Source organism: Sporolactobacillus shoreae (assembly GCF_004684935.1).
GTDB classification, from domain to species: Bacteria; Bacillota; Bacilli; order Bacillales; family Sporolactobacillaceae; genus Sporolactobacillus; species Sporolactobacillus shoreae.
The window spans coordinates 42,723-64,712 of the sequence record NZ_SRJD01000013.1 but is presented as its reverse complement, the minus strand read 5'-3'; the positions used below and the strand labels follow the sequence as shown (position 1 = coordinate 64,712).

The window sequence follows — 21,990 nt, the reverse complement described above, 5'->3', positions numbered from 1 at the left end:
CAAAAAGGAGGAATGTTTTGATGATTCAGGACAATGGAAAAGCGACTGTTGCCGACCGGATGAACCGCCTCCCCTCTTCCCGCGTTTTTCGAAAAATGGTCACACGAATTGCAACGGGAGGAATCTTTGAATTTTATGAACTGTTTCTCGCCGGGGCAATTGGTGTCAAACTGATCGAAGCCGGTATCTTGACGCCAACAACACTCGCCTTCTTTATCGGTTCCGGATTTCTCGGCATGTTTTTCGGCACAACATTTTTCGGTCGACTCAGTGATAAGATCGGAAGAAGAAACGGCTATGTCTACTCCTTGCTGATCTATTCACTTTTTACCATTCTCATGGCATTCTCTCCGAACCAGGTCTGGCTTGACATTCTGAGGTTTGGTGCCGGACTTGGCGTCGGTGCCCAGCTCGTGATTATCGACACGTACATCAGTGAACTGACACCGAGCCGATACCGTGGTTTCTATGTCGCTTACGCCCATTTTATTACTTTTCTGGCCGTTCCGATCGTGACACTCCTTTCCTATCTGCTTGTTCCCGCCCATTTTCTGATTGACGGCTGGCGTTGGGTCGTCATGATCGGCGGATTCGGTTCCATTCTGATCTGGTGGATTCGCGCCGGGCTTCCTGAGTCGCCGCGATGGCTCGAGAAAATGGGCAGAACCCAAGATGCAGAACAAGCGTTAGCGCGAATTGAAAACGAGATCCTCTTAGAGAAAGGAAGCCTTCCCTCTGTTACCGTAGACCGGATTGAAGAAACAGAGAAGGGTTCATTCTCTGAAATTTTCAAGCCGCCTTACCGGTCACGTACGATCATGCTGATCGTCTTTAACATCTTCCAGACGGTCGGTTTTTATGGATTTGCGTCCTGGGTACCGACGCTTCTGGTCAGTGAAGGGGTGACCCTGGTTCATTCTCTCCTTTACACTTTTATCATCGCGCTTGCGAATCCATTCGGTCCTATTCTGGGTATGGCCACCTCCGACCGAATGGAACGAAAATGGCTGATCGTTTTCATTTCTCTGGCTATCGCCGCTTTCGGTATCATCTTCTCATTGATGAGAATCCCGGTCTGGATCATTCTCGTCGGCATTACCATTACACTTCTGAACAACTGGTTCAGCTCAATCTATCACTCTTATCAGGCGGAGCTGTTCCCGACCCGCCTAAGAGCTACGGGTGTCGGATTCAGCTACAGCTGGGGCAGACTCAGCTCCGCATTTTCCAGCATCGTGATCGCTCAACTGCTCGTTCACTTTGGTGTATTCGGAGTCTTTTCCTTCATCTCATTGTCGATGCTGATCGTAGCCTTTGTCATCGGCTGCTTCGGCCCGCAAACCAGCAAACGGGATCTTGAGGATATCTCACCGGTTCAATAATGAGCGATTCGGGTTATCTGCAAAGAGAATATGAGAATAGTATTTGGCCGGAAAATTGAACCTGTTCGTTCTCGTTTATTCTGAATGCGGGAACGATCTTTTTATATTGGAGAAAAAAAAGCGATCCGACTCCTCAATCAGCTCCGGAAATGAAACATCAGTCGGTCAGAATGGACACCCTTTGATTCACAGTTCCTGCTGCCAATTCACCGCCCATGCCACGAGCGCATAAATAAAGCCCCCCTGCCGTGCTGAAGCGACATGAGGGCTTTACTCTTCTAGTGGATTACAGTACTTCTCTCCCGCGCGATACTTCAAGAATCTTGAACCAGTCTTTGTTCGTCAGTTGAATGTTCTGGGCATCAATCGCTGACTGGAGACGTTCGAATTTGGTGGAACCGACGACCGGGCAGACAGTAGCCGGAAGTTTATTAATGAAGGCATAGGCGATTTTATCAATGGAATCCACTTCATATTTTTTCGCCATCTGTTCGAGAATTTCGCGGACGCGGAATTGCTGGCCGGTTTTCGGATGGAAAAGTGCACCGCCGGCGAGTGGAGACCAGGCCATGACAGGGATGTCATGAATCAGCACGCTGTCCATCGTCCCATCGAAAAAGGTATCGGTATAAAGCGGATTGACTTCGATTTGATTGGTGACAAGCGGCGTCTTAGCGTATTTGCTGACCATTTCAAAGTAGGTGTAGCTGGCGTTCGAAATGCCGATGTGGCGAACCTTACCCTGCCTGACCAGTTCGTCCAGTCCTTCTGCAAGCTCTTTCGGATTCAGCAGCGGATCGAGACGATGGATCAAGAGCACATCGACATAATCGGTATGGAGCACTTCAAGCGATTTGTTCAGCGACTCATTTAAGTGCTGAACCGATGAATCATAGTAGTGGGCATAGCCGTTTTCCTCACGCGGCAGGATGATATTAAACTTCGTCACGATCTGAATCTGATCACGCAGCGACGGATGATCCTTCAGCACCGCTTCGCCGAACAGTCGGCTGCTTTCAAAGTATCCATAAATATCGGCGTGATCGAAGGTTGTCACGCCGGTGTTCAGGCACTGGTCCACGAAGTCAGCCATCTTTTTGCCGCTCAAATCCTCGCGTGCGGCTCTCATGGTACCGGCAATTACCTTAGAAAACCTGAGTCCTTCTGCAACATCCACGTATTCCATTTTTTCAATCCTCCTGTTTTCCGTGATGAAATCTCTCAGTTTATATTATAGAAGATCATTTTTCAAACAGTAAGTAATACGCTTTCATTTTTTAAACATAAGTGAACGGTAGATATTCGACAAGAAAGATGAGATACTCGACAATCAAAGCGAGAAACCCACCGCAACGAAGGGCAGAAACAAGCCTCCACCATCTTCAGTGGAGGCTTTGCATTATTTTTTTCTCATTAAATAGTAGGGTTCAACCGGCTGATCGACAGTCATTGTGATGGTCATCATCGGATTCGGCGCCCGGTCGATCGGCTCGCCGTCTTCGTCCCACAGATCGCGGACCGTCTGTTTGAAGTGTACGAAGCCCGGTCCGTAAAACTCGACCTCTTCGCCAGCACCGAAATTATTGCGCTGCTGCAAGGTGGCGATTTTCGTTGCTGGATCGTAGCTCATGACTTGGGCGGCGAAAGTGTACTGCGGTATTTTTCGTGGCTGGCCGAAAAGCTGTTCTTTTTCGGTCGGCACTTGATAGTAGAATCCTGTAGAAAGATCGCGTTGGGCAACCTTCCATATTTCGTCTTCCCAAGCCGGATCGAAAGTAAAATGATCAGGATCAGCGCAGTATGTATCGACTGCTTTGCTGTAAACGTTCGACACGGTTGACACGTAATGGATCGACTTCATCCGCCCTTCAATCTTCAGGCTGTTGACACCCGCCTCAATCATATCGGGAAGATGGCGCAGCATCGACAGGTCGACCGCGCTCATCGAAAACGGTTCGGCACCTTCAGGAACCAGAGTTTTCGCTGTGGTGCCGTCCATTTCAAACAGATCATACTTCCAGCGACACGACTGCGCGCAGCCGCCGCGATTGGCGTCGCGATTCACCATGTGATTGGACAGCGTGCAGCGGCCAGAGTAGGCGATGCACATCGCGCCATGAACGAATGCTTCGATTTCAATGTCCGTGTGACGCCGCATTTCGCGGATTTCCTCGATGCCAACTTCACGGGCAAGCACGACCCTCTCCAGGCCGACACTTTTCCAGAATTCAAGGGTTTTGTAGTTGGTTGCCGATGCCTGTGTCGACAGATGGATCGGGAGCCCGGGCGCGGCGTTAAAGCAGATAGTGATCATCGCCGGATCTGAAATGATCACAGCATCGATGCCAATATCTTTCAGGGTTTTGAAAAAGTTTCCGGCACCTTCCGAGTCACCTTCGTGAGTTACCATATTCGCTGCAACATAGACTTTCGCACCGCGGCTGTGCGCAAATGCAACACCTTCGCGCATTTCATCAAATGAAAAGTTCCCTGCCCGCGACCGCAGACCGTACGCCTGTCCGCCGATATACACTGCGTCTGCGCCATAGCGGATCGCCATCTTCAACTTTTCCAGATTGCCAGCCGGAGCCAGCACTTCAGGTTTATTTAAAATTTTTCTCATCATGCGATCCTTTCATTTTGACATCAGTTTAATAATAAACTGACTATTTCACATCATCCGGTTTTTTCAGATAAAAGCCTGTGCCTAGCGGCCGCGACAGTGGCTGCAGTTCCCGTAGCCGGTTGCAGAATCCGGTCGGCTCAAATGTGCCGGACTCCAGTGCTTTTTTCGCCTCCGCGAACAGCGCGGTAATTTTAACAAAAGTTTCGCCGTGAAGCAGTACACCGTCCAGCTTCCATGTGTGAAGCCCGCAGTCATAGAGTTCCTGAAGCTCAGCCATCAGGGACAAGTCTTCTGTTGAAAAAATATGTGTGCCGTCCTCATCTTCAAAAATCGGGTACTGGCTGTCCGGATTCTTCGGATCGCGCAGATAAAGTCCCCTGTCGCTGTCCGACCGTTCATCCAGATCCGTATAATGATAATAGTTGGTCAGAAGCGGCCGTCCGGACTGGTGAATGCACGTCGGTCCGTAAGCTAGAATTTCGATCGGCTGATCCAGTTTGGCTTGTATCTCTTTCAGCTCGGTCAGGGTCAGTTCACGAGCGGCCACGGCACCTGCTGCCCCGCGCTTCATCCAGAATTCAATCTGCTCGGCGGATGTGACAAGTGTCTCCGCGTCATAAATATAAGGAAGCGGGAGGCTCAATTCCTCCAAAGTAAAAATAGCTCCAGGATCCCCCACCGTAACCGCGTCAACCCCCATCTCGGCTAGCTGCGAGAGATAGCTATCCAGTTTTTCAATCTGCTTGTTGTGCATCAGCGCATTGCAGGCAACGGTCACCTTTTTCCCCAGCGCATGGGCCATTTGCACGATCGCTTGAATCTGATCCGTGCCAAGCGCGCGCGGCATGCGGAGCCCGAACGGATGCCCGCCAACATAAAGTGTGTCGGCTCCGGCCCTCAGCAGTGCTTCCGCCTGAGCCTCTGACTCAGCGGTGGCAATGATTTTAATCACGTCTAAACCCCCGTATCACTCTTAATTCTGCATCCCTCATTATAGCATGACAGCTACGGCTTTGTATGCAAACCAAATGGCCTGGTGCAGGCAACTTTTTGTCGGTTTGACGCCGTGTTGTGCTATGCTTGCGGTGGATATCTTTTAACGAAATGAATTTGTGAAAAGAGGAGACAGCAATGATTGGATTTATCGGAATCGGAATCATGGGCAGTCGTATGGCCGGACGCCTGCAGAATGCCGGAGAATCGCTGGTCATCTACAATCGGACAAAAGCCAAAGCGAATCTACTGATTGAAAAAGGCGCCAAGTGGGCCGATTCGCCCAGGGACGTCGGGGAACAGACGGACATTGTTTTTACAATGCTCGCCAATCCCCAGGCTGTTGATGCCGTCGCATATGGTGCAGATGGCCTGCTAGACGGACTGAAACCGGGCAGCCTGTGGGTGGACAGCAGCACGATCAGTCCCGCCCAATCTAAGGCACTCGCCAAAGCGGCATCTGAAAAAGGCGTGCATTTCCTCGACGCGCCAGTCGCAGGTTCAACGGCGCCCGCTGAGAAGGGCGAACTGATTTTCTTTGTTGGCGGTGACGCCGGGGACGTCGAAACGGCACGGCCGCTGCTCAACATCATGGGCAAAGCGGTTCAGCACAAAGGGCCGAACGGCAGCGGTACTGCTATGAAACTCGTCAACAATCTAATGCTTGGTCAGGCGGTTGCCGCCTTTTCAGAGGCTGTCGCATTTGGTGAAAGCCTCGGTCTGGAGAAAGAAGGATTGATTGCCTCCCTTCTTTCAGGCCCGACAGCTGCACCTATTCTTCACTTCAAGCAGAAAAAAGTCATGGACGGCGACTTTGAAAATGCGGATTTCAAGGTCAGCAGCATCTATAAAGATATGGAACTCGCTTCCGAGGAAGCTTATGCGCACAACTTCGCTCTGCCGATCTCGAATCTGGTTAAGTCACTGTATGGACTCGTCAAGCAGCAGGGTGAAGGCGAATACGATTTCGCCGCGATTTACTCATTGCTGAAGAAATGATTCATTTTTAAAAGTGTGGATCCCCCGTACTTGCTGATAAGCGGTTCGGGGGATCTTCTTTTTTCCGATGCCAGTTTCACCTGGCAGCAGGTAATTTATCAGAACTCGTACAAATATATCGGAACTCGGTAAAACTTATCAGAACTCGGTTCGTAGAAGCATTCTCCTGTTTTAGCGTGTACCTTTCGGATCAAGAATTTAAAAAACCGGCCTCACTCGGCCGGTTTTTCACTTCCTTCTTCTCCATTTTTTCGCACGCGTCCGACCGTTCTGATAGCGGCTCGATCGGGGAGGGATCAACTCCGCGGCTCGGCGAATTTTCTCAGTTAGATCCATCATCGGCACGGGGTCAATCAGGATTCTCACATGACTTTTTTGAGCGAACGCAGTGACGGTGTCAATCACGCCGAGCGGCACATCCTGAAGAATCAGCATCATGCGGCTGCGGGTGATCATCTTTTCCCACCGGGCTGAGTCGCAAATTGCGAGACCTCCATTGCCGCCATCCATCAGCGCCACCTGATATCCATGGAGAGTGACCTGACGTTGCAGCGCTCCGGACCGATTGCCTGCCATCCCTTCAGGTGCCCGATCCCCGTACAGACTGCCAATCACAGTAATTATCGGTTTCCGCCTCATCCCCGGGTACTCATCTCAGACCGGATTCGAGACAATCAGATCCAGTTTGCCGTCCAGAGCCAATTCACTGACTGTGGAAGGCACCACCAGATGATCTCCTTTTTTCAAAGCATAAGGCTGACCGCCGATCATCAGTGAACCTTCACCATCCAGCACACTCATCAGAAGGAACGGCCAGTTTTTCTTTATTGGATCAGCATGACCGCGGATTTCCCAATGGGAAACAGTGAAGAGACTCTCCCGAAGCAGCTCGGTAAATTTTGCCTGTTCTTCCTGGCGGACACGATAGGTCAGTTCGGGATCGATATGTGGGCAGTTGGCGCATTCAATCGACTGCCTGATGTGGAGCGGGCGCGGTTTCCCATCGGTTCCCGGACGATCGTAGTCGTAGACACGGTAGGTCGTGTCGGAACTTTGCTGCGTCTCAAGGATCAGACAGCCGCCGCAGATGGCGTGGATCGTGCCGCTTGGAACATAAAAAAAGTCCCCCGATTTCACCTTGACCCGGCGCAGCAGACTGTCCCATTTTTTCTCCCCGACGGCCTGCCGGAAAGCTTCACGGGTCGGAGCGGTATGTCCGTAGACAATCTCCGCCCCCTCATCGCAGTCAATAATGTACCAGCACTCCGTTTTTCCAAAGGGTACATGCTCATTCGCCTGAGCGTAAGCGTCGTCCGGGTGCACCTGAACCGACAGATCGGTTCGCGCATCGAGGATCTTTGTCAGCAAAGGGAAATCGTCGCCTTTATAGTTATCAAATAGTTCGCGGTGCTCCGCCCATGCTTCAGCCAGTGTCCTTCCGGCGAGCGCTCCGTTTTTTATTAAAGCGGGTCCGTTCGGATGCGCTGAAATACCCCAGCATTCCCCCGTCGTCTCACTCGGAATATCATAACCGAAGTCGTCGCGCAGTTTCGCTCCGCCCCAGATTTTTTCATGCAGCTCCGGCTGCAGAAACATCGGTGTCGTATCCATCACGATCTCTTCTCCCGTTCACAATTATCTTTTTCCATTATACCATTCTTTTACATTTTGGTTTTGAGGCGGGTAACCTAGCGGCAGGAAATGACCGTTCTTCCCAAGTTCCGGGCAGACCGCATCAGGACCGGATTCAATGGCCTTCGGCGACCCGTTTGGCGAGGATCAAAGCCCCGGTGATTCCCGCGTTATCGCCGAGAAGAGGTGAGACGATATAGCCATCAATTTTTTCCTTAACCTCCGACAGATCAATGTAACCCGCGAGAAGTTCCTGAAGTCTTTTCCTGATTGGTGGAAAGAGCTGGGTCTGTTTCATTACGCCGCCACCCATAATGATTCTCTGCGGAGAAACGATCAGAACATACTGCATGAGCGCCTGGGCAAGATACTCCGCCTCGATTTTCCAGGCTTTGTGATCCTTCGGCAGATCAGCGGCTGCTCTGCCCCAGCGGGCTTCAAGCGCCGGACCGGATGCCAGCCCTTCCAGACAGTCTTGATGATAAGGACAAATGCCTTCAAAATCATCATCCGGATGGCGGCGCAGCAAAATATGCCCCATTTCCGGATGCAGCAGCCCTTGCAGCAGGCGCTTCTGTGAAACCAGTCCGGCACCGACACCTGTCCCCACTGTAATATATAGGCATCCGTCAAGCCCTTTTGCCGCCCCATTGTATAATTCGCCGAGTGCGGCCGCGTTCACATCCGTTGTCAGGCCGACCGGCACGTGCAGCTCATCCTCCATGGTTTTTACAAAGGGATAGTTCGCCCATCCTGATTTCGGCGTCGAGGTGATATATCCGTATGTCGGGCTTTCCTGATTCAGATCGACGGGCCCGAATGAGCCGATACCCAGTCCATCAATTTCAAAGTTTTTAAAAAAGCTGATCACTCCGCGCAGAGTCGTTTCCGTATCCGTGGTTGCGATTCTTTCTTTGGCCAGCACATTCCCCTGCCCATCACCCACAGCGCAGACAAATTTCGTGCCTCCCGCTTCGATTCCTCCCAGATACATCCAATCACTTCCAAATATTTAGTTTTATTTATAGATGTGTAAACGCTTTCTAGACAAATTTATTATACCAGATTCCAGTCATTTGCGAATCAAATTGTGAGACTTTTTTATGAAAATTGATGGTCAATCAGCCGCCCATTTATTTTAATTATCTGTCATTTTGACTGTAGAAAGAAGATGCACCGCGTTTTTGTCTGCGGCACATCTCCTATTGAAATAAATTAACTTTTTAGCGCGACAAAGCTCTGTCTCCGGTAAAATATTGAAAAAAGTAGACCGTAAAGGCCCATGCCCATAATAGCGACGAGACCGAGTATCGTGAATGTCCAAGAATAGCCAAGCCATACCGTCATTGGGATAGCAATCGGGGCGATCGTCCGGCCGAGTGAGAAGCGCAGTCCGGAGGCCGCGAAGTACTGCCCGCGCAGATCCTCAGGCGCCAGTTTAGCGACAAAACTGTCCTGCACCCCGACAGTCATCAGCTCCGCCCATGAGAACATCACAATACCAAAGAGCAGGAACCAGATATTGACGGTTGATCCCATCAGGATCATCGCCGCCCCGTAGCAAAGTGCCGATCCCATAAAGACGTTGCCTTCTCTGAACTTCGTCATCCACTTGGTCACGATGACGGTAAAGAGCGCGACACAGAGTCCGTTCAATGACACCATCACGCTGAACAGGTTTTTTCCGTCCAGGCTGACCGTGAAGTCCCGGAAAAATGTCAGCAGCTGATGCGGCACCTGATTCGTCGTATAAACCGCGATCAGCAGATCAAGCTGCATGAATGTCTGCGCAACCAGGACACCGGCAAGAATATACAGCAGAAAAATACGATCTCTGAAAATAACACCATAATCCCCTAGCTGCTGTTTCAGATAGGCCCTCCAGTTTCCGGCTGAATCCGGTTTCGAATTCCGGTCCGCCGAAACGGGAACTGTTTCATGGATCCACCGCTGCAGCACCCAGAGCAGAATAAAAGATGCTACCGTGCAGACTGTCAGGAAGAGAAAACGATAATTAAAGAAGAAGATCCCGCCCAGAAGCGGACCGATGACAACGGTCACGTTAATCGATGTATAAAAGATGGCGAAAACCCCGGCCCGATGTTTTTCAGGGACAACATCGGCGATCATCGCGCTGCTGGCCGGCCAGTACAGCTGGCCGAACAAACCGAGCAGTGAAAAGCTGATAAACGTCAGCCACGGGGATACAAACCAGGGTGAGTTGGCCACTGTGAAAAAGATAAAACATACGGCCTGGCCGGCACCAGAGAAGACCATCATCCGCTTACGGCCGAAATGGTCAGCGCAGTAGCCCCCGAAGAGGCCGATCACCGTGCCGAATAGTTGTGACAGAATAAGCAGCAGTCCCGCCGACTCCTGTCCGAAATGATCGGAGAAATAGATTGCCATAAACGGGAAGAACATCCAGAACAGCAGATTAAAAACGCCCTCCCCGATTAAACGGACTTTTAGATTAATGTCCCAATCACGCCATTTCATCACGAAAAACCTTCTTTCTCCCAAAAATTGGAACGCAGACGCAAAAAAGGCCTGTGCCAAGCAAACCATGCTTAGCACAGACCCTTTGAAACAGTCTATAAACCCGGCATTGTCACGCTTTGCAACGATCAGGCTGAGAAACAGCCGAAATAAAAATCGAAGAACGGTTCTTTATTCTGCTGTTTTTCTCGGATCCATAATTTGCATACGTAACCATGACGCTTATCCCTCTTTGCTTTTCTATTCCAACTTATTTCCATCTGTGATTATACCTTGTTTTCTGGGGTTTGACAAAGGTCTCATTATTCAGAAATATGCCCTTGAAACCTTGCTTTCCCAAAGGTTCTTTTTCTCTGTTGACATCGGACAAAATAAATTTATACTAGTTGATACTGTTTCCATTTTATCGCTTTAAAGCGCAATCCTAAAAATTAGAGAGAGAGGAAATGCTGATGGTTCACGTAACAGAAGAAAGAAAGAAATTACAGCGCGGGCTGCAGCCGCGACATATCATGTTGATGGCAATGGCCGGTATGATTGGCACCGGAATTTTCAAAGGAAGCGGAGATACGCTAAATATTGCCGGGCCGAGTGTGATTATCGCTTACCTGCTCTGCGGCCTGATCCTGTTCATTGTCATGGCGGCTTTGGCCGAGCTGGCCATCGCTTACCCGGGACTGAATATCCAGCATCTCATCCACAAGGCTTTCGGATTCAGGGCATCCATTATTGCCGGCTGGCTCTACTGGATCAACTGGATGATTGTCACCGTGGTCGAGATTCTCGCGGCGGGGAGTTTTCTGGAATATTGGTTTCCTCACGCTCCGCTCTGGCTCCTATCCGCACTTTGCGGTCTGTTCATTATCGGTATCAACCTTTTTCAGGTCAAATACTACGGAGAATTTGAATTCTGGTTTGCGAGTATAAAAATCACAGCAATCATCATCTTTATCATCGTCGGCCTGTTGCTTTTATTTGGAATCATTCCAAGCCATGCCCAACCTATTAAAAATCTTTTCGGGTTCGGCGGCTTTTTCCCACATGGCATCTCAGGCATTGTCCAGGCCTTTCTCGTGGTGATTTTTTCCTATGGCGGTTCTGAACTGATCGGGCTTACAGTCACCGAAACCAAGGATGTAGAAAGAACACTGCCTAAAGTCATTAAAAATGTCGTCTTCCGTGTGATCCTTTTTTACATTCTGCCGATCATCATTATCTGCGGACTGATGCCATGGAACAGCGTTTCAACCACTCAAAGCAGCCCTTTTGTCCAAGTATTTGAATCAATCGGAATGCCCGGTGCACCGCAGTTAATGAATTTTGTACTGCTCACAGCCGTCCTTTCAGCGGCGAATTCCGGAATTTATGCGACAACGCGAACACTTTACTCTATGGCCCAGCGCGGCGAAGCACCCGGATTTACACGCAGGCTCTCCCGTCATGGTGTTCCGGTCGGCGGACTAGCGCTCACTGGAAGCTTTCTTGCCATTGGGGTATTTCTGGCCTTTCTCGTCAAGGACCAGATCATTACCGAGTTAATGAGTATTCCTGGATTCACCATCTGCATTGTCTGGATTGCGATCTGTGCCGCAGAATTGAAACTCCGTCCATCCTATGGCCAGCTGCCGTTTTTCAGAGTCATCGGCTTCCCGTACATGACGACTGCCGGGATTGTAGCGCTCTCCGCTATATTTATTTCCTTTGTTCTGAACAAAGCAAACGCGGTCGGATCAATCACGTGTTTCTTCATCATGGCGGCGTTGATTACCGTTTCCTTCTTTATCAGGCGTGAACCGGTGGGTGAGAAAGAAACCGGTACAGATATTAACTGAATGAATTTCGAAAAAGGCTGCCAAAGAAGATGGCAGCCTTTTTTTGATCTTATTTCAATACATCCCGCAGAATCGGATCGTCATGAAGAATTTTGTGAGCCTGATCCCGATATTCAGGAACATGAAGGTAGGTATAGCGCATCGGTTTCATGTCCGGAGCTCTGTCAATGGCCGTATCGAAGTCATCCATTGTCATTCCGGCCTTTTTGGCGAAATCAAAGAATCCGGTGCTTTTCAGCACTTTCGTGATCCGTTCAAAGCGATGATTCTGCACTTTGCTCATCAGGTAGGAAGCGACTCCGACCTGAAGCCCGTGCAACTGCGGATGGCTGGAGTACGTGTCAAGTGCGTGCGAGATCAGATGCTCGCTGCCGCTTGTCGGTGCGCTGCTCCCGGCGATTTCCATTGATATTCCTGCCATTGTCAGTGAATCCGCCAGTTCTTTCAGGAAAAGATCATCCTTGATCGTGCCAAAATCGGTACGGACGAAGCTGTTCACCGCTTTCTTTGAAAGCATCAGCGCGCAGTCATCCACCCTCGTTTTCCCATTTTTTTCTTCAAAGATCCAGTCCTCGGCAGCGGTAATTTTGGAAACCAGGTCGCCGACTCCGGAATAAATGAAACAATCCGGGGCGCCTTTGATGACATCAATATCAATGATAATTCCATAAGGCATCTTGGCGTGAACGGAGATCCTGCGGCCATGAATGGTCAGCGAGGTATTTGAACTCGAAAAACCGTCATTTGACATCGAAGTCGGCACGCTGATGAACGGCCATTTCCGCAGTAGCGCAGTATATTTCGCCGCGTCCAGCGCCTTGCCACCGCCGATGCCGATTACTGCTTCCGTCTGAAACGGCAGTTGAAAAGCGTGATCGACGACCTCGTCAATATCAATATCACTGACTTCCCTTGTTTCCAGCACGTTAATCTCATTTTCCTTAAGCGACTGAAAAATCCTGTCTCCAAGCAATTCCGTCAGTCCCTGCCCGAAAAAGATTACTACTTTTTTGAATTCATGACGGCTGAGTAACCGGCCGATTTCCGCTAAATTTCCTTTTCTCACATCCAAGAGCGTGGGAACGACAATCTGATGATTATCGGCTGCCATTTTCCAGAACCTCCTCGTGGCTTTTTAAGTAATTCTCGACATCTGCAAAACTCCTGATGGGTACATAGTCCCTTTTTTCCTCATCAAGCAGGCCCTGAAGTTTTCCCTTCGCGAAGATCGTATCAGCGAGAAGTGCGGCTTTCAGATCCGGCAGGCTGTCGCCGGCAAAGAAGACTTTGTCATACCCTTCCATCAGATCGCGCGCGACTTTTTCCTTGTCCACTCCGTACAACTCCGAATAATAGCGGCCGGATGGATCCACATTCAGCCGGATGCCCCGGTCCTTATATTCACCCGGATTGGAAATGATCCGGACATTGCTGATGTCATACTGATCAAAGATTTTCCTGATATAGTAATCCGTACCTGCGCTGATCACGACAAAGTCACCGCCGAGCCGCCGGACATGCTCAATCACTTTTTTCGCATCCGGATCAAAAGGGATCCGGCCGACATCCTCATCAATGGCGGCCTGATTCTGCCCGATGGACGCGAACAGGCGGCTCAGATATTCCAGGTCGGTCGTGACTTTATTGTCCCAATCCGCGTAAAGCTTCTCGCTCTCTTTTTTAAAATAGCGATCAATGATGATATGAAAAAAATCTTTATCTGAAAGTGTGCCATCAAAATCCGACAGGAACAGGAAACGTTTTGTCATATAATAATTCTCCTTTTTCGAATCTGTTATATTACAGTATCAGTATAACAGAAAGAGTCGGTACAGGTTCGGCTTGAAAACGCAGCCAATATGTCAAAGTGATGAAATCCAGTGACATTACTTTACCCTGATTCGGCTCTTTCCAATTAATAAATTAATGATTAATTTGCTTCTTTATCGTTGCTGTTATTGAATAATTCACCGACTTTGTCAATCGGTATCGGTTTCCCATAGAGATAGCCCTGTATCATGTCACATTTTTTCAGCTGGAGAAACGCTTTCTGTTCCTCCGTTTCCACACCTTCGGCAAGCACCGGTATATTCATCTGATGAACCATTGATACCATCGTACTGACAAATTTGTTGCTCTGAAGATCAAAGTTGATCTTGTCTATAAATGTTTTATCAATTTTGACCAGATCGAAGGGCAGCTGCTGTAGATAACTCAGCGAGGAGTAACCCGTCCCGAAATCATCCAGTGCGACGACAATACCTAAGCTCTGGAGCTCCGCAATCATCTCGCGGACCTGATCCATGGAATTCGTATAGGCCGTTTCTGTAATCTCAATTTCCAGCCTGCCCGGATCAAATCCCGTTTCCTTCAATATCTTAGCGATGGTCCCCACGAAACCCGATTCGTTCGCCTGAACGGCCGAAACATTGACCGCAATTTTTCCTGTGAAATCATACTGATTTTGTATTTTCTTCATCGCAAGAAAGGCGTGCTTCATTACCCACTCGCCAATCTGCAGGATCATTCCGTTCTTTTCGGCCAGCGGGATGAATTTCATAGGCGATACAAAACCGAATTCAGCGGATTTCCAGCGAATTAATGTTTCAAATCCTCTCAGTTTTCCAGTTTCAACAAAATACTGCGGCTGAAAAACGAGAAACAGTTCCTCATTCTTGATCGCTGTTTTCAGGCCTTGGACGAGTTTCGTCTCGTTAATTATATCGTCAAGCATGGACTTCCTGAAGAAACGGATCCGGTTCTTACCCTCCCGTTTTGACTGGTACATCGCCGAATCGGCGAACCGCATCAATTCGGAGATATTGGATGAATCGTCTGGAAAAACGGCGATGCCGAAGCTCGCGCTGACGACGACCTCTGTGTCTCCGAGCGAAACGGGTTTTCGAAGCATCTCCGCCATCCGCCTGATATAGAACAAAATATCCTTTCTTTGAAGCTCGCGCTGAATAATCAATACAAATTCGTCACCGCCGATATGGCCGAGCATATCGGCCGGATCGGTCAGCTTGCTCAAATTGAAAGCCATATAGCGGATCAGTTCATCGCCGGCGTGATGGCCTAACGTGTCATTTACGCTTTTGAAATTATCAAAATCGATAAAAGCAAGCGCGAAAGAATGATTATCTTTCTTCGCTGCTTTTCCCACCTCGTCCAGCTTTTTCTGGAACATTCGGCGGTTCGGGAGCTGAGTCAGCGGATCCACATTGGCCAATCGGTACATTTCTTCTTTATCACGATTTATAATCCGGTTCGATGTTTCAAGTTCCCTGTTTTTCTTCCAGAGCTGCTCCTCGGAAATCGCCGCTTGGTAATACGCGGCGGAAATTTCGTCCTTCTGCATCAAAGCCTTTTGATAGTTACTCTGGCTGCGTCTCGCATAGTAGGCGATCAGAGATGCGGTCAGAATGATATCTAGATTGAAAAACAGAGTGAGGTTTGAGTCCTCAGCACCCAGAATCGTCATTCGGATCTGGTAAAGCAGGCTCACGATATTCAATCCAATCGCGGTCATGTACCCCGACCGAATGTAGCGGAGCGCCAGATAGAATGTGAGGATCATCTGAATCTGCATCAAAAGGATACGGGCCAGCCAGCCTGTCACACCAAACATAATGACAGCCTGAACTATCAGAAAAGCAATTCCGGCTAGTGATATTTTCAATGACGCTTTGACCGTGTCATCGGGCATCATCACGCTGTCCATAAATTTAATGATCAAAGATTTTTTTTCGTCCGGGTCTTTTTTTGGTGATTTTTCCATACACACAGATCCATTTCCGTAGAGGGATAGACGGTACATCATTTATTTCGGATTATTGCCTATTTTTTTTAAAACCTTTTCAAAAGATTGAACATTCAGTAAAAACATTTCACTTTATATGAGTAAAAATTTGAATCACCGAGTCTATCATACATTAAAATCACATAATTAATGTTAATTATTAGTAAAAAATACACATTATCAAATACCAGAATTTCTCTCTCTATATAAATTTTAAATGCTAATTTTTTATTTGCAAGCTAAGAAAAAACGGGTGAGCCCGATCCCTAATCATTGACCCTGTGTTATTGAGGTGTTGGACCACCGCTTCGGTTGCTCGCTTGCCGCGGGCGATCCGTGAGCCTCCTCACTCGTGACCCTCACTGCGGGGTCTCCCTTGGCTCGCTGTCCCGCAGGCGTCTCGCACCTACGCTTTGAATCTCATCCAAGGCCCTGTTTTATTGGCCCGATTTATACTTACCTTTGAAAAAAAGGCAGACAGCCTGATCGGATTTTTACATTCCTCTCAGACTGCCTGCACTTTATTTGGCATCATTTCGGGCGCAGGGCATAATGAATAACTTTATGCCCTATAACCCCAATAATCCTTAATCTATATAATAAGTGCCTCGTTCGTTCACCATTAACCGGCTGGCCGACTGCTCCTCGGAAACAGCCGAACCATAACCCGCCGACCGGAACTGTGAGACCCTTCCAAGCATCTGATAGCTGTACTGGGCTGTCCGGTGGACCTTCGCTTTGAACACGTTCAGATTAACAGGAATCCTTATCTTATACCCATGGGTTAAATGTACCAGGACACCATTATCCGTTTCTGTGTAGTTTCTGCAATGCGGGTGGGCCAGCCAAATGCAATTACGGTGTAGTTCGGACATTAGCGGGAAGAAGTAGATCCCCAGTTCGCTGCAGATGCAGATCGGCGGCATGCTTTTATAACCCATAGCGACAGCGCCCTTCTTTCGACCGCTGTAGGTCACTCCAAAATAATTGCACGAGTCCCTGATAATTTCAAAGGGTGTTTTTGCGATCAGTATCGTCTTGTTCTCCTCGACCACAAAAGTTTTCAGACTCCCGTCCTCTGCGTCACACGGTAATAGCGCCATTGTCTCCTGCCGAATAATATACTGATCCTTTTCTTCCATCTTTTTACTCCTTTTTCATGGTTTTTGATGGGTTTATTTTCAGCCGGTGCGGCACCCGATCAGAAATTCTGATCAGGAAAGAGCTGCAGCAGACCGATTGATAAGATAGTTGGGATTTTTTTCGGCCGAGAGAGGAAAAGCGTTCCGGCCATTTTCTGCGAATGAATATGAGCCTTACGTCTTGCGTTGATTGACCTTGTTTGACGAGTACACTGTCATTATACATAAAATTCTTTCCAGTACAAATATATTTTTGCTAAAAAGTCTGAATAAAGAAATATATTTCCCCATTTTGTTCAAATAATTTTCAAATTTAAGAGCCGGAGAATTTTTCCCCGACCCATTAAAATTTGACAATATATTTTTTGTGACTAAGCACTGATTATTCCTGAACCCTGTATTCCTCTGCTTTGTAGTCTTCAGCTTTGTACAAATGAAGTACTTTTCGGCAGAGCCACTCAAAGAAGAAGCCGCCGATGAAAGGAACGGCAATGAATATAATGGCGATAACCAGAAGGTTGCTTAATGTCGGACCGCCCGTCATGAAACGGATCGCGTTGATTGGTCCGACCATGCCCGAGAAACCGAATCCGGCGCTGACCGGTGTCCCCTGAATCTTAAAAAGAGCCCCCAGCGTCCCAAGAAGCGCGGCGTTAAGCAAAATCGGCACTGAGATAATTGGTTTCCGTACCAGCGTCGCGATCATAATTTTTGGCGTGCCGATTAAGGCGGAAAGGGATAGTCCGATTTTATTCACATGCAGTCCACCGACAAACATTCCGACTGCCGCGGCGACACACCCAAGATTTCCTGTACCCGATGCGATACCGCTCATGCCGATCGCCGTGGCGATTGCAACCGTCGATACCGGAGAAATAATAATGATTGAAAAACTGGCGGCAATCAGGATACCCATCGGGATCGGCTGAAGAGCGGCAAAACTGTTGACAACATGCCCGATTCCAAGCGTAAGGGCGTGAACGTATGGGAGCAGGATCACGCCCAGACCGCCACCGACAACAGCGACAATCACCGGCATAACCAGCGGTTCAAATGATCCCAGCCGGTCACCGATCAACAGAATGAACCCGCAGGCCAGGCTGACCGTGACCAGAATATTGACCAGATCGCCCATCCCGGTGACAATAACTCCCGTCGGCGTAAACTTCAGCGCCCCGGAACCAATCCACGCGACCGCGGCCACACAGACCATGGGCACAGGCTTAAACCGGAACTGATGCGCGACGGCCGCGCCGATCAGAAGTGGGACCGCCAGCATCAAAGTGGTCACAATCTGGAAAATCACCCCAAAAACGGGCAGCCTCACCATGAGTGCTTTACTGATTTCACCGAGCAGGGCTGAAGGAATCAGTCCCGCGACAATTCCGACCGCGTGACCGGTCAGAACTTTATTTACAAACAGCTTCACCGACATTGTTTCTTTTGCCAAGTTTCAACACTCTCCATCCTTCTGTTTGTATTCTCTATTTTTATGACCTGAAAAGGTCTGTGCCTGCTATTCTATCAAGAATTAATTGTTTTGTCGATAGAACGCGTCTAATCGCTAAAGTATTTTTATGCACAAAATCTGCCATTGTTCCGTATTTTTGAAAAAATGGCTTTGTTAAACGTGTCTGTTGTTTTTCGCTCCAGGCGCTCGCTCTCCCGCAGGCGTCTCGCACCTCCGCTTTGAATCTCATCCAAGGTCCTGTTTTATTGACCAGATTTATACTTACCTTTTAAAAAAACGGCATACGCCGCATAAAGCCTGATACTAATTAAAATCGTTGAGTATTGACACTCTCTTCAGGCCGCCGGAGGATCCTTCGGCTGAAAATTTTCCCTCTGAACACCCATACCAAAAAACAGAACCCTGAAAGCAGTGTCAGATACAGACCCGTCATAAGACCAGGCGTGAAGTACGTGAACCGGATCGTATTCATTCCCTTATTTACCGGAACAATCATAAATCCGTCTGAATTCATGATCGGAACATTTCTCCCGTTAACAGAGGCGCTCCATCCCTTATCATAAGGGACACTGAAAAAAGCGTATTTTGGCCGGTCCGCTCTGATTTTTGACGTAAACCCGTGCGTGTCGTGATGGAAATAGGTGGAGGATTCGGCTGTCCGATCAGTGACATCGCGGTTAATGGTCGTGCCGCTCAGCGAGTAGAGCTGCGCATCCGGTATTTTTTTCAGAGTATTTTTCGCCTGGTTCACTTCCGAATCGGACAGAACAACTGCTTTCAGTAAAGCCAGATTCCTGTTTTCCAGGGGGATCATGTTGAACTGCTCTGTCGTCATGTAATAATCATAAGTGAAACCGATCGGCGGTATCTTCTGATTTTCGTAGATATAAATGATATTTGTTCCATTATTGAATTGAGCATACAATTTCATATCCGTTCTCCGGACCGTGTCAACGTAAAAGCGTTCGGAAAGCAGCGGCTTCAGCCCGTCGGCGTCCGGGGGGATCACTGTTTTTACGTCACGCGGTGATCCGATGGACTGATAGAATTGAAAGATGGAACCGTTAACCATACTGTTAAATGAATTGACGGTCGGCGTTCCTGAAACCATCGCCAGATTCCATCCTCCGTCGCTGAGGCCGATCCTGTAGTTTTCGCTTTTCGGAAGAACTTTTTTTAGCATCTGCCCGCTCCGGACCACAGTATCATACGTTTCACGGGGTCCCTGGTAACTGTAAATGGAATGCGTGGCAGTGATATTAAACAGCCCGAGGCCCGCCGAGAAAAAGACCGCGGCGGCCATGGCGATCGTCAGCCAGTGAACTGCATTTCTGAACCGGCAGGCGATATAGTACGCAGCAACCAGCCCGGCGGCCGTTGCACTCAGATAAAACAGGAAAAGATCGTAATGGAAAATCGCGTTTTTTTCACTGACGCTCCATGGATAGAACAGGAGAAAAGCGGCCAGGAGCGCGGTTAAAATGCTGGTGATCAGGATTCCTTTGCCGATTGGCACAGTCTGGCGGTTCTCAAGGACGACCGCGGTCATCAGCGCCATGATCAGCACAGGCATGTAGAACCAGCGCGCGTAATACGAACCATTCAGGACATAAAAAAGACTGTTCAGTAGAGGGACGCACGCCATAACCGCAGAAGTCAGGACGATTCGGGTCATCCAGCTTTTCTTTTTCCAGAGCATGAAGCTGATGACGGCTGCCATCCCGAACACGGGCAGATAAGCGCCACTCGACGTAAAATCTGAAGGATAAATGGCGGACTGAAACGGCATGATATCCGCGGGCATGAGAAAAGCCTTGATGATCTCGAGATAACGGGTGCCATCAAAAACGAGAGCGCTCGGCCCGTATAAAAATGAATTAAGCCGCGGGTTTTGCAGCGTAAAAAGCACCGCTGGGAAGAAAAGAACGCACGCCATGCCGACACCAAGCGCACCCTCCCAGATCACGGCGGCTAATCTGCGAATGCCCCGTCTGAAATCTTCAGCCAGAAACCGGACACAGAAGTATAGAACCAGAAAAACGATTTCGCCCATAAAGAAGAAAAAATTCAGGAAGGCATTGATTGCTACAGCCACGGCAAACCAGCCTGATTTTTTGTCAATCACCAGCCGGTCAAGGCCAGCCAGCAGAAGCGGGAAAAAGGCGATCACATCCTGAAAGTGGTTGAACATCAGATTAACAATTGAAAATCCGGAAAAAGCGTAGAGTAGCGCGCCCAGGATGGCGTAATTCCCGTTTTTGACATAACGGCGGATATACGCGTACGCCGTCAGTCCGGCCACACAATACTTGAGCATGAACATCGGGCCGACCACGTAGGGAAAAAAGTATGGTGGAAAAATCAGGCTGAGCCAGAAAAACGGACTGCCCAGCGTGTAAAAGCTGTACGAGCCGATGAAACTGCTTCCGAGATCCGTGTACCAGTTCCAGAAAAAATCGCCGCTCTTAATCGCGCGGTTGCTCAGAATGTTAAAAGGAATCTGTTGATAATTAAAATCGCCGACAAGCGCAAACAGGCCTTTATTTGCAATGAGCGAAGGAAGAAACATCAGGCCTGAAGTCAAAAGGCAGAGCAGAAAAACTTTTATGTAATCCGAATGAAGTATCTTTTTCAGTGTTACAGGCAGCATGGGTGACAGACTCCTTGTTTGGCAGGCGATAAATCTTTCTCGTCATCTCAAAAACACGTTATACTTTAATTATGCATGAATCCGCGGTATATCGAAACCTTAGAAGTCACAAAAGTGGATGGTATTTCTTTCAACTGTTTAGACACGGCACAACAGCTTAATAGATTTATTCGTCGGGAAATGCCCAATTGGGACACTATTTAAGCGAATCCACTTTTCAGGAAAGGAAGAATAGCAATGTCGAATTACCTTGAGCCTCTGATCCGTCTGTTCGATGAAAACCAGAACCCGGACCTTGCCGGGCCAATGGAGCGCTATATGCGTGATCAGTTCGCCTTTTTAGGGATTAAATCGCCAAAGCGCCGTGCCCTTTTCAATCAATTTTTATCTGAAAACGGATTGCCGGCACCCGAACGGCTGTCAGAAGTGATGGACGCACTGTGGGATCTGCCGGAGCGTGAATATCAGTTAACCGGCCTCGATTTGCTTGAAAAATTGCGGAGAACCCTAGGCGCGGAGCATGTGCCCTTGCTGGAACGGTTGGTCCTGACCAAATCCTGGTGGGACACTGTAGATGCCATCGCATCGAACAGTGTCGGTCTGCTCTTCCGTAAATACACCGAATTGATCGATGCTTATGCCGAGAAATGGATCATTGATGAGAATATGTGGCTGAACCGGTCGGCGCTGCTCTTCCAATTGAAATACAAACAAGATACAGACGAATCAAGGCTCTTCCGGTATATTCTGCTGCACGCGGATTCCGATGAATTTTTTCTTCAGAAAGCAATTGGCTGGGTACTGCGCGAGTATTCAAAAACGGCTCCGGAAGCGGTCCATCGATTCATTTCAGAGCACGAGCTGAAGCCGCTCAGCCGCCGCGAGGGAATGAAATGGCTCCGGCGAACGAAAATTTGATTGTGGGCGCGCGCGAGTTCCGATATATGTTCCTGAGTTCTGAT

Annotated in this window: 17 protein-coding genes; 4 read left to right on the top strand and 13 right to left on the bottom strand. The window is 48.7% G+C overall.

The window, feature by feature from the left end:
* Positions 1 to 20: 20 nt before the first annotated feature.
* The gene (locus tag E4665_RS11740; RefSeq protein ID WP_135348981.1) at positions 21 to 1,382 is read left to right on the top strand and encodes an MFS transporter; all 1,362 of its coding nucleotides are present in this window, start codon (positions 21 to 23) and stop codon (positions 1,380 to 1,382) included.
* A gap of 286 nt (positions 1,383 to 1,668) precedes the next feature.
* Here E4665_RS11740 and E4665_RS11735 read toward each other — a convergent pair whose 3' ends face one another.
* The 3 genes from E4665_RS11735 to E4665_RS11725 all read right to left on the bottom strand — a co-directional run bounded on the left by E4665_RS11735 (position 1,669) and on the right by E4665_RS11725 (position 4,957).
* Entirely contained in the window at positions 1,669 to 2,568 is a 900-nt protein-coding gene (locus tag E4665_RS11735) for an aldo/keto reductase (RefSeq protein ID WP_135348980.1), read from the bottom strand.
* Positions 2,569 to 2,781: 213 nt separating this feature from the next.
* Positions 2,782 to 4,005 carry a peptidase U32 family protein gene (locus tag E4665_RS11730; RefSeq protein ID WP_135348979.1) on the bottom strand — a complete coding sequence of 408 codons (1,224 nt, stop codon included), beginning with the start codon at positions 4,003 to 4,005 and terminating at the stop codon, positions 2,782 to 2,784.
* A 43-nt stretch (positions 4,006 to 4,048) separates the two neighbouring features.
* Complete coding sequence (locus E4665_RS11725; protein ID WP_135349022.1) at positions 4,049 to 4,957, bottom strand: peptidase U32 family protein; 909 nt, start codon at positions 4,955 to 4,957, stop codon at positions 4,049 to 4,051.
* A gap of 182 nt (positions 4,958 to 5,139) precedes the next feature.
* Here E4665_RS11725 and E4665_RS11720 point away from each other — a divergent pair, with 182 nt between their 5' ends.
* Positions 5,140 to 6,000 carry an NAD(P)-dependent oxidoreductase gene (locus tag E4665_RS11720; RefSeq protein WP_135348978.1) on the top strand — a complete coding sequence of 287 codons (861 nt, stop codon included), beginning with the start codon at positions 5,140 to 5,142 and terminating at the stop codon, positions 5,998 to 6,000.
* A gap of 228 nt (positions 6,001 to 6,228) precedes the next feature.
* On the opposite strand, the gene E4665_RS11715 is transcribed toward E4665_RS11720, so the two are convergent.
* The 4 genes from E4665_RS11715 to E4665_RS11700 all read right to left on the bottom strand — a co-directional run bounded on the left by E4665_RS11715 (position 6,229) and on the right by E4665_RS11700 (position 10,131).
* Entirely contained in the window at positions 6,229 to 6,639 is a 411-nt protein-coding gene (locus E4665_RS11715) for a hypothetical protein (RefSeq protein ID WP_135348977.1), read from the bottom strand.
* Between the two features lie 15 nt (positions 6,640 to 6,654).
* The gene (gene manA / locus E4665_RS11710; protein WP_135349021.1) at positions 6,655 to 7,611 is read right to left on the bottom strand and encodes a mannose-6-phosphate isomerase, class I; all 957 of its coding nucleotides are present in this window, start codon (positions 7,609 to 7,611) and stop codon (positions 6,655 to 6,657) included.
* 136 nt (positions 7,612 to 7,747) lie between these two features.
* A complete protein-coding gene (locus tag E4665_RS11705) occupies positions 7,748 to 8,626 on the bottom strand; it encodes an ROK family protein (RefSeq protein WP_135348976.1) in 879 nt (292 codons plus the stop codon).
* A gap of 221 nt (positions 8,627 to 8,847) precedes the next feature.
* A complete protein-coding gene (locus tag E4665_RS11700) occupies positions 8,848 to 10,131 on the bottom strand; it encodes an MDR family MFS transporter (RefSeq protein WP_135348975.1) in 1,284 nt (427 codons plus the stop codon).
* Positions 10,132 to 10,583: 452 nt separating this feature from the next.
* Between E4665_RS11700 and E4665_RS11695 the strand changes: the two genes are divergently transcribed.
* The gene (locus tag E4665_RS11695) at positions 10,584 to 11,963 is read left to right on the top strand and encodes an amino acid permease (RefSeq protein ID WP_241654832.1); all 1,380 of its coding nucleotides are present in this window, start codon (positions 10,584 to 10,586) and stop codon (positions 11,961 to 11,963) included.
* A gap of 49 nt (positions 11,964 to 12,012) precedes the next feature.
* On the opposite strand, the gene E4665_RS11690 is transcribed toward E4665_RS11695, so the two are convergent.
* The 6 genes from E4665_RS11690 to E4665_RS11665 all read right to left on the bottom strand — a co-directional run bounded on the left by E4665_RS11690 (position 12,013) and on the right by E4665_RS11665 (position 21,028).
* Positions 12,013 to 13,074 (bottom strand): iron-containing alcohol dehydrogenase family protein, encoded by a 1,062-nt coding sequence (locus E4665_RS11690; RefSeq protein WP_135348974.1) that lies wholly within the window; start codon positions 13,072 to 13,074, stop codon positions 12,013 to 12,015.
* The gene (locus E4665_RS11685; RefSeq protein WP_135348973.1) at positions 13,061 to 13,732 is read right to left on the bottom strand and encodes an MtnX-like HAD-IB family phosphatase; all 672 of its coding nucleotides are present in this window, start codon (positions 13,730 to 13,732) and stop codon (positions 13,061 to 13,063) included. The genes E4665_RS11690 and E4665_RS11685 overlap by 14 nt, the downstream gene beginning before the upstream one ends.
* A 161-nt stretch (positions 13,733 to 13,893) precedes the next feature.
* Positions 13,894 to 15,744: a putative bifunctional diguanylate cyclase/phosphodiesterase gene (locus E4665_RS11680; RefSeq protein WP_167815192.1), complete on the bottom strand. Its 1,851-nt coding sequence runs from the start codon at positions 15,742 to 15,744 to the stop codon at positions 13,894 to 13,896.
* A 608-nt stretch (positions 15,745 to 16,352) separates the two neighbouring features.
* The gene (locus tag E4665_RS11675) at positions 16,353 to 16,907 is read right to left on the bottom strand and encodes a competence protein ComK (RefSeq protein WP_135348971.1); all 555 of its coding nucleotides are present in this window, start codon (positions 16,905 to 16,907) and stop codon (positions 16,353 to 16,355) included.
* A gap of 382 nt (positions 16,908 to 17,289) precedes the next feature.
* A complete protein-coding gene (locus tag E4665_RS11670) occupies positions 17,290 to 18,357 on the bottom strand; it encodes a PTS sugar transporter subunit IIC (protein WP_135348970.1) in 1,068 nt (355 codons plus the stop codon).
* A gap of 328 nt (positions 18,358 to 18,685) precedes the next feature.
* Positions 18,686 to 21,028: a YfhO family protein gene (locus E4665_RS11665; RefSeq protein ID WP_135348969.1), complete on the bottom strand. Its 2,343-nt coding sequence runs from the start codon at positions 21,026 to 21,028 to the stop codon at positions 18,686 to 18,688.
* A gap of 237 nt (positions 21,029 to 21,265) precedes the next feature.
* Between E4665_RS11665 and E4665_RS11660 the strand changes: the two genes are divergently transcribed.
* Complete coding sequence (locus E4665_RS11660) at positions 21,266 to 21,946, top strand: DNA alkylation repair protein (RefSeq protein WP_135348968.1); 681 nt, start codon at positions 21,266 to 21,268, stop codon at positions 21,944 to 21,946.
* The last annotated feature ends 44 nt before the right edge of the window (positions 21,947 to 21,990 follow it).

Coding starts and splice junctions, on each gene's coding strand:
- E4665_RS11720 (WP_135348978.1), top strand. CDS start 5,140: ATGATTGGATTTATCGGAATCGGAATCATGGGCAGTCGTATGGCCGGA.
- E4665_RS11665 (WP_135348969.1), bottom strand. CDS start 21,028: ATGCTGCCTGTAACACTGAAAAAGATACTTCATTCGGATTACATAAAA.
- E4665_RS11705 (WP_135348976.1), bottom strand. CDS start 8,626: ATGTATCTGGGAGGAATCGAAGCGGGAGGCACGAAATTTGTCTGCGCT.
- E4665_RS11685 (WP_135348973.1), bottom strand. CDS start 13,732: ATGACAAAACGTTTCCTGTTCCTGTCGGATTTTGATGGCACACTTTCA.
- E4665_RS11660 (WP_135348968.1), top strand. CDS start 21,266: ATGTCGAATTACCTTGAGCCTCTGATCCGTCTGTTCGATGAAAACCAG.
- E4665_RS11690 (WP_135348974.1), bottom strand. CDS start 13,074: ATGGCAGCCGATAATCATCAGATTGTCGTTCCCACGCTCTTGGATGTG.
- E4665_RS11700 (WP_135348975.1), bottom strand. CDS start 10,131: ATGAAATGGCGTGATTGGGACATTAATCTAAAAGTCCGTTTAATCGGG.
- E4665_RS11735 (WP_135348980.1), bottom strand. CDS start 2,568: ATGGAATACGTGGATGTTGCAGAAGGACTCAGGTTTTCTAAGGTAATT.
- E4665_RS11730 (WP_135348979.1), bottom strand. CDS start 4,005: ATGAGAAAAATTTTAAATAAACCTGAAGTGCTGGCTCCGGCTGGCAAT.
- manA (WP_135349021.1), bottom strand. CDS start 7,611: ATGGATACGACACCGATGTTTCTGCAGCCGGAGCTGCATGAAAAAATC.
- E4665_RS11680 (WP_167815192.1), bottom strand. CDS start 15,744: ATGGAAAAATCACCAAAAAAAGACCCGGACGAAAAAAAATCTTTGATC.
- E4665_RS11740 (WP_135348981.1), top strand. CDS start 21: ATGATTCAGGACAATGGAAAAGCGACTGTTGCCGACCGGATGAACCGC.
- E4665_RS11695 (WP_241654832.1), top strand. CDS start 10,584: ATGGTTCACGTAACAGAAGAAAGAAAGAAATTACAGCGCGGGCTGCAG.
- E4665_RS11715 (WP_135348977.1), bottom strand. CDS start 6,639: ATGAGGCGGAAACCGATAATTACTGTGATTGGCAGTCTGTACGGGGAT.
- E4665_RS11675 (WP_135348971.1), bottom strand. CDS start 16,907: ATGGAAGAAAAGGATCAGTATATTATTCGGCAGGAGACAATGGCGCTA.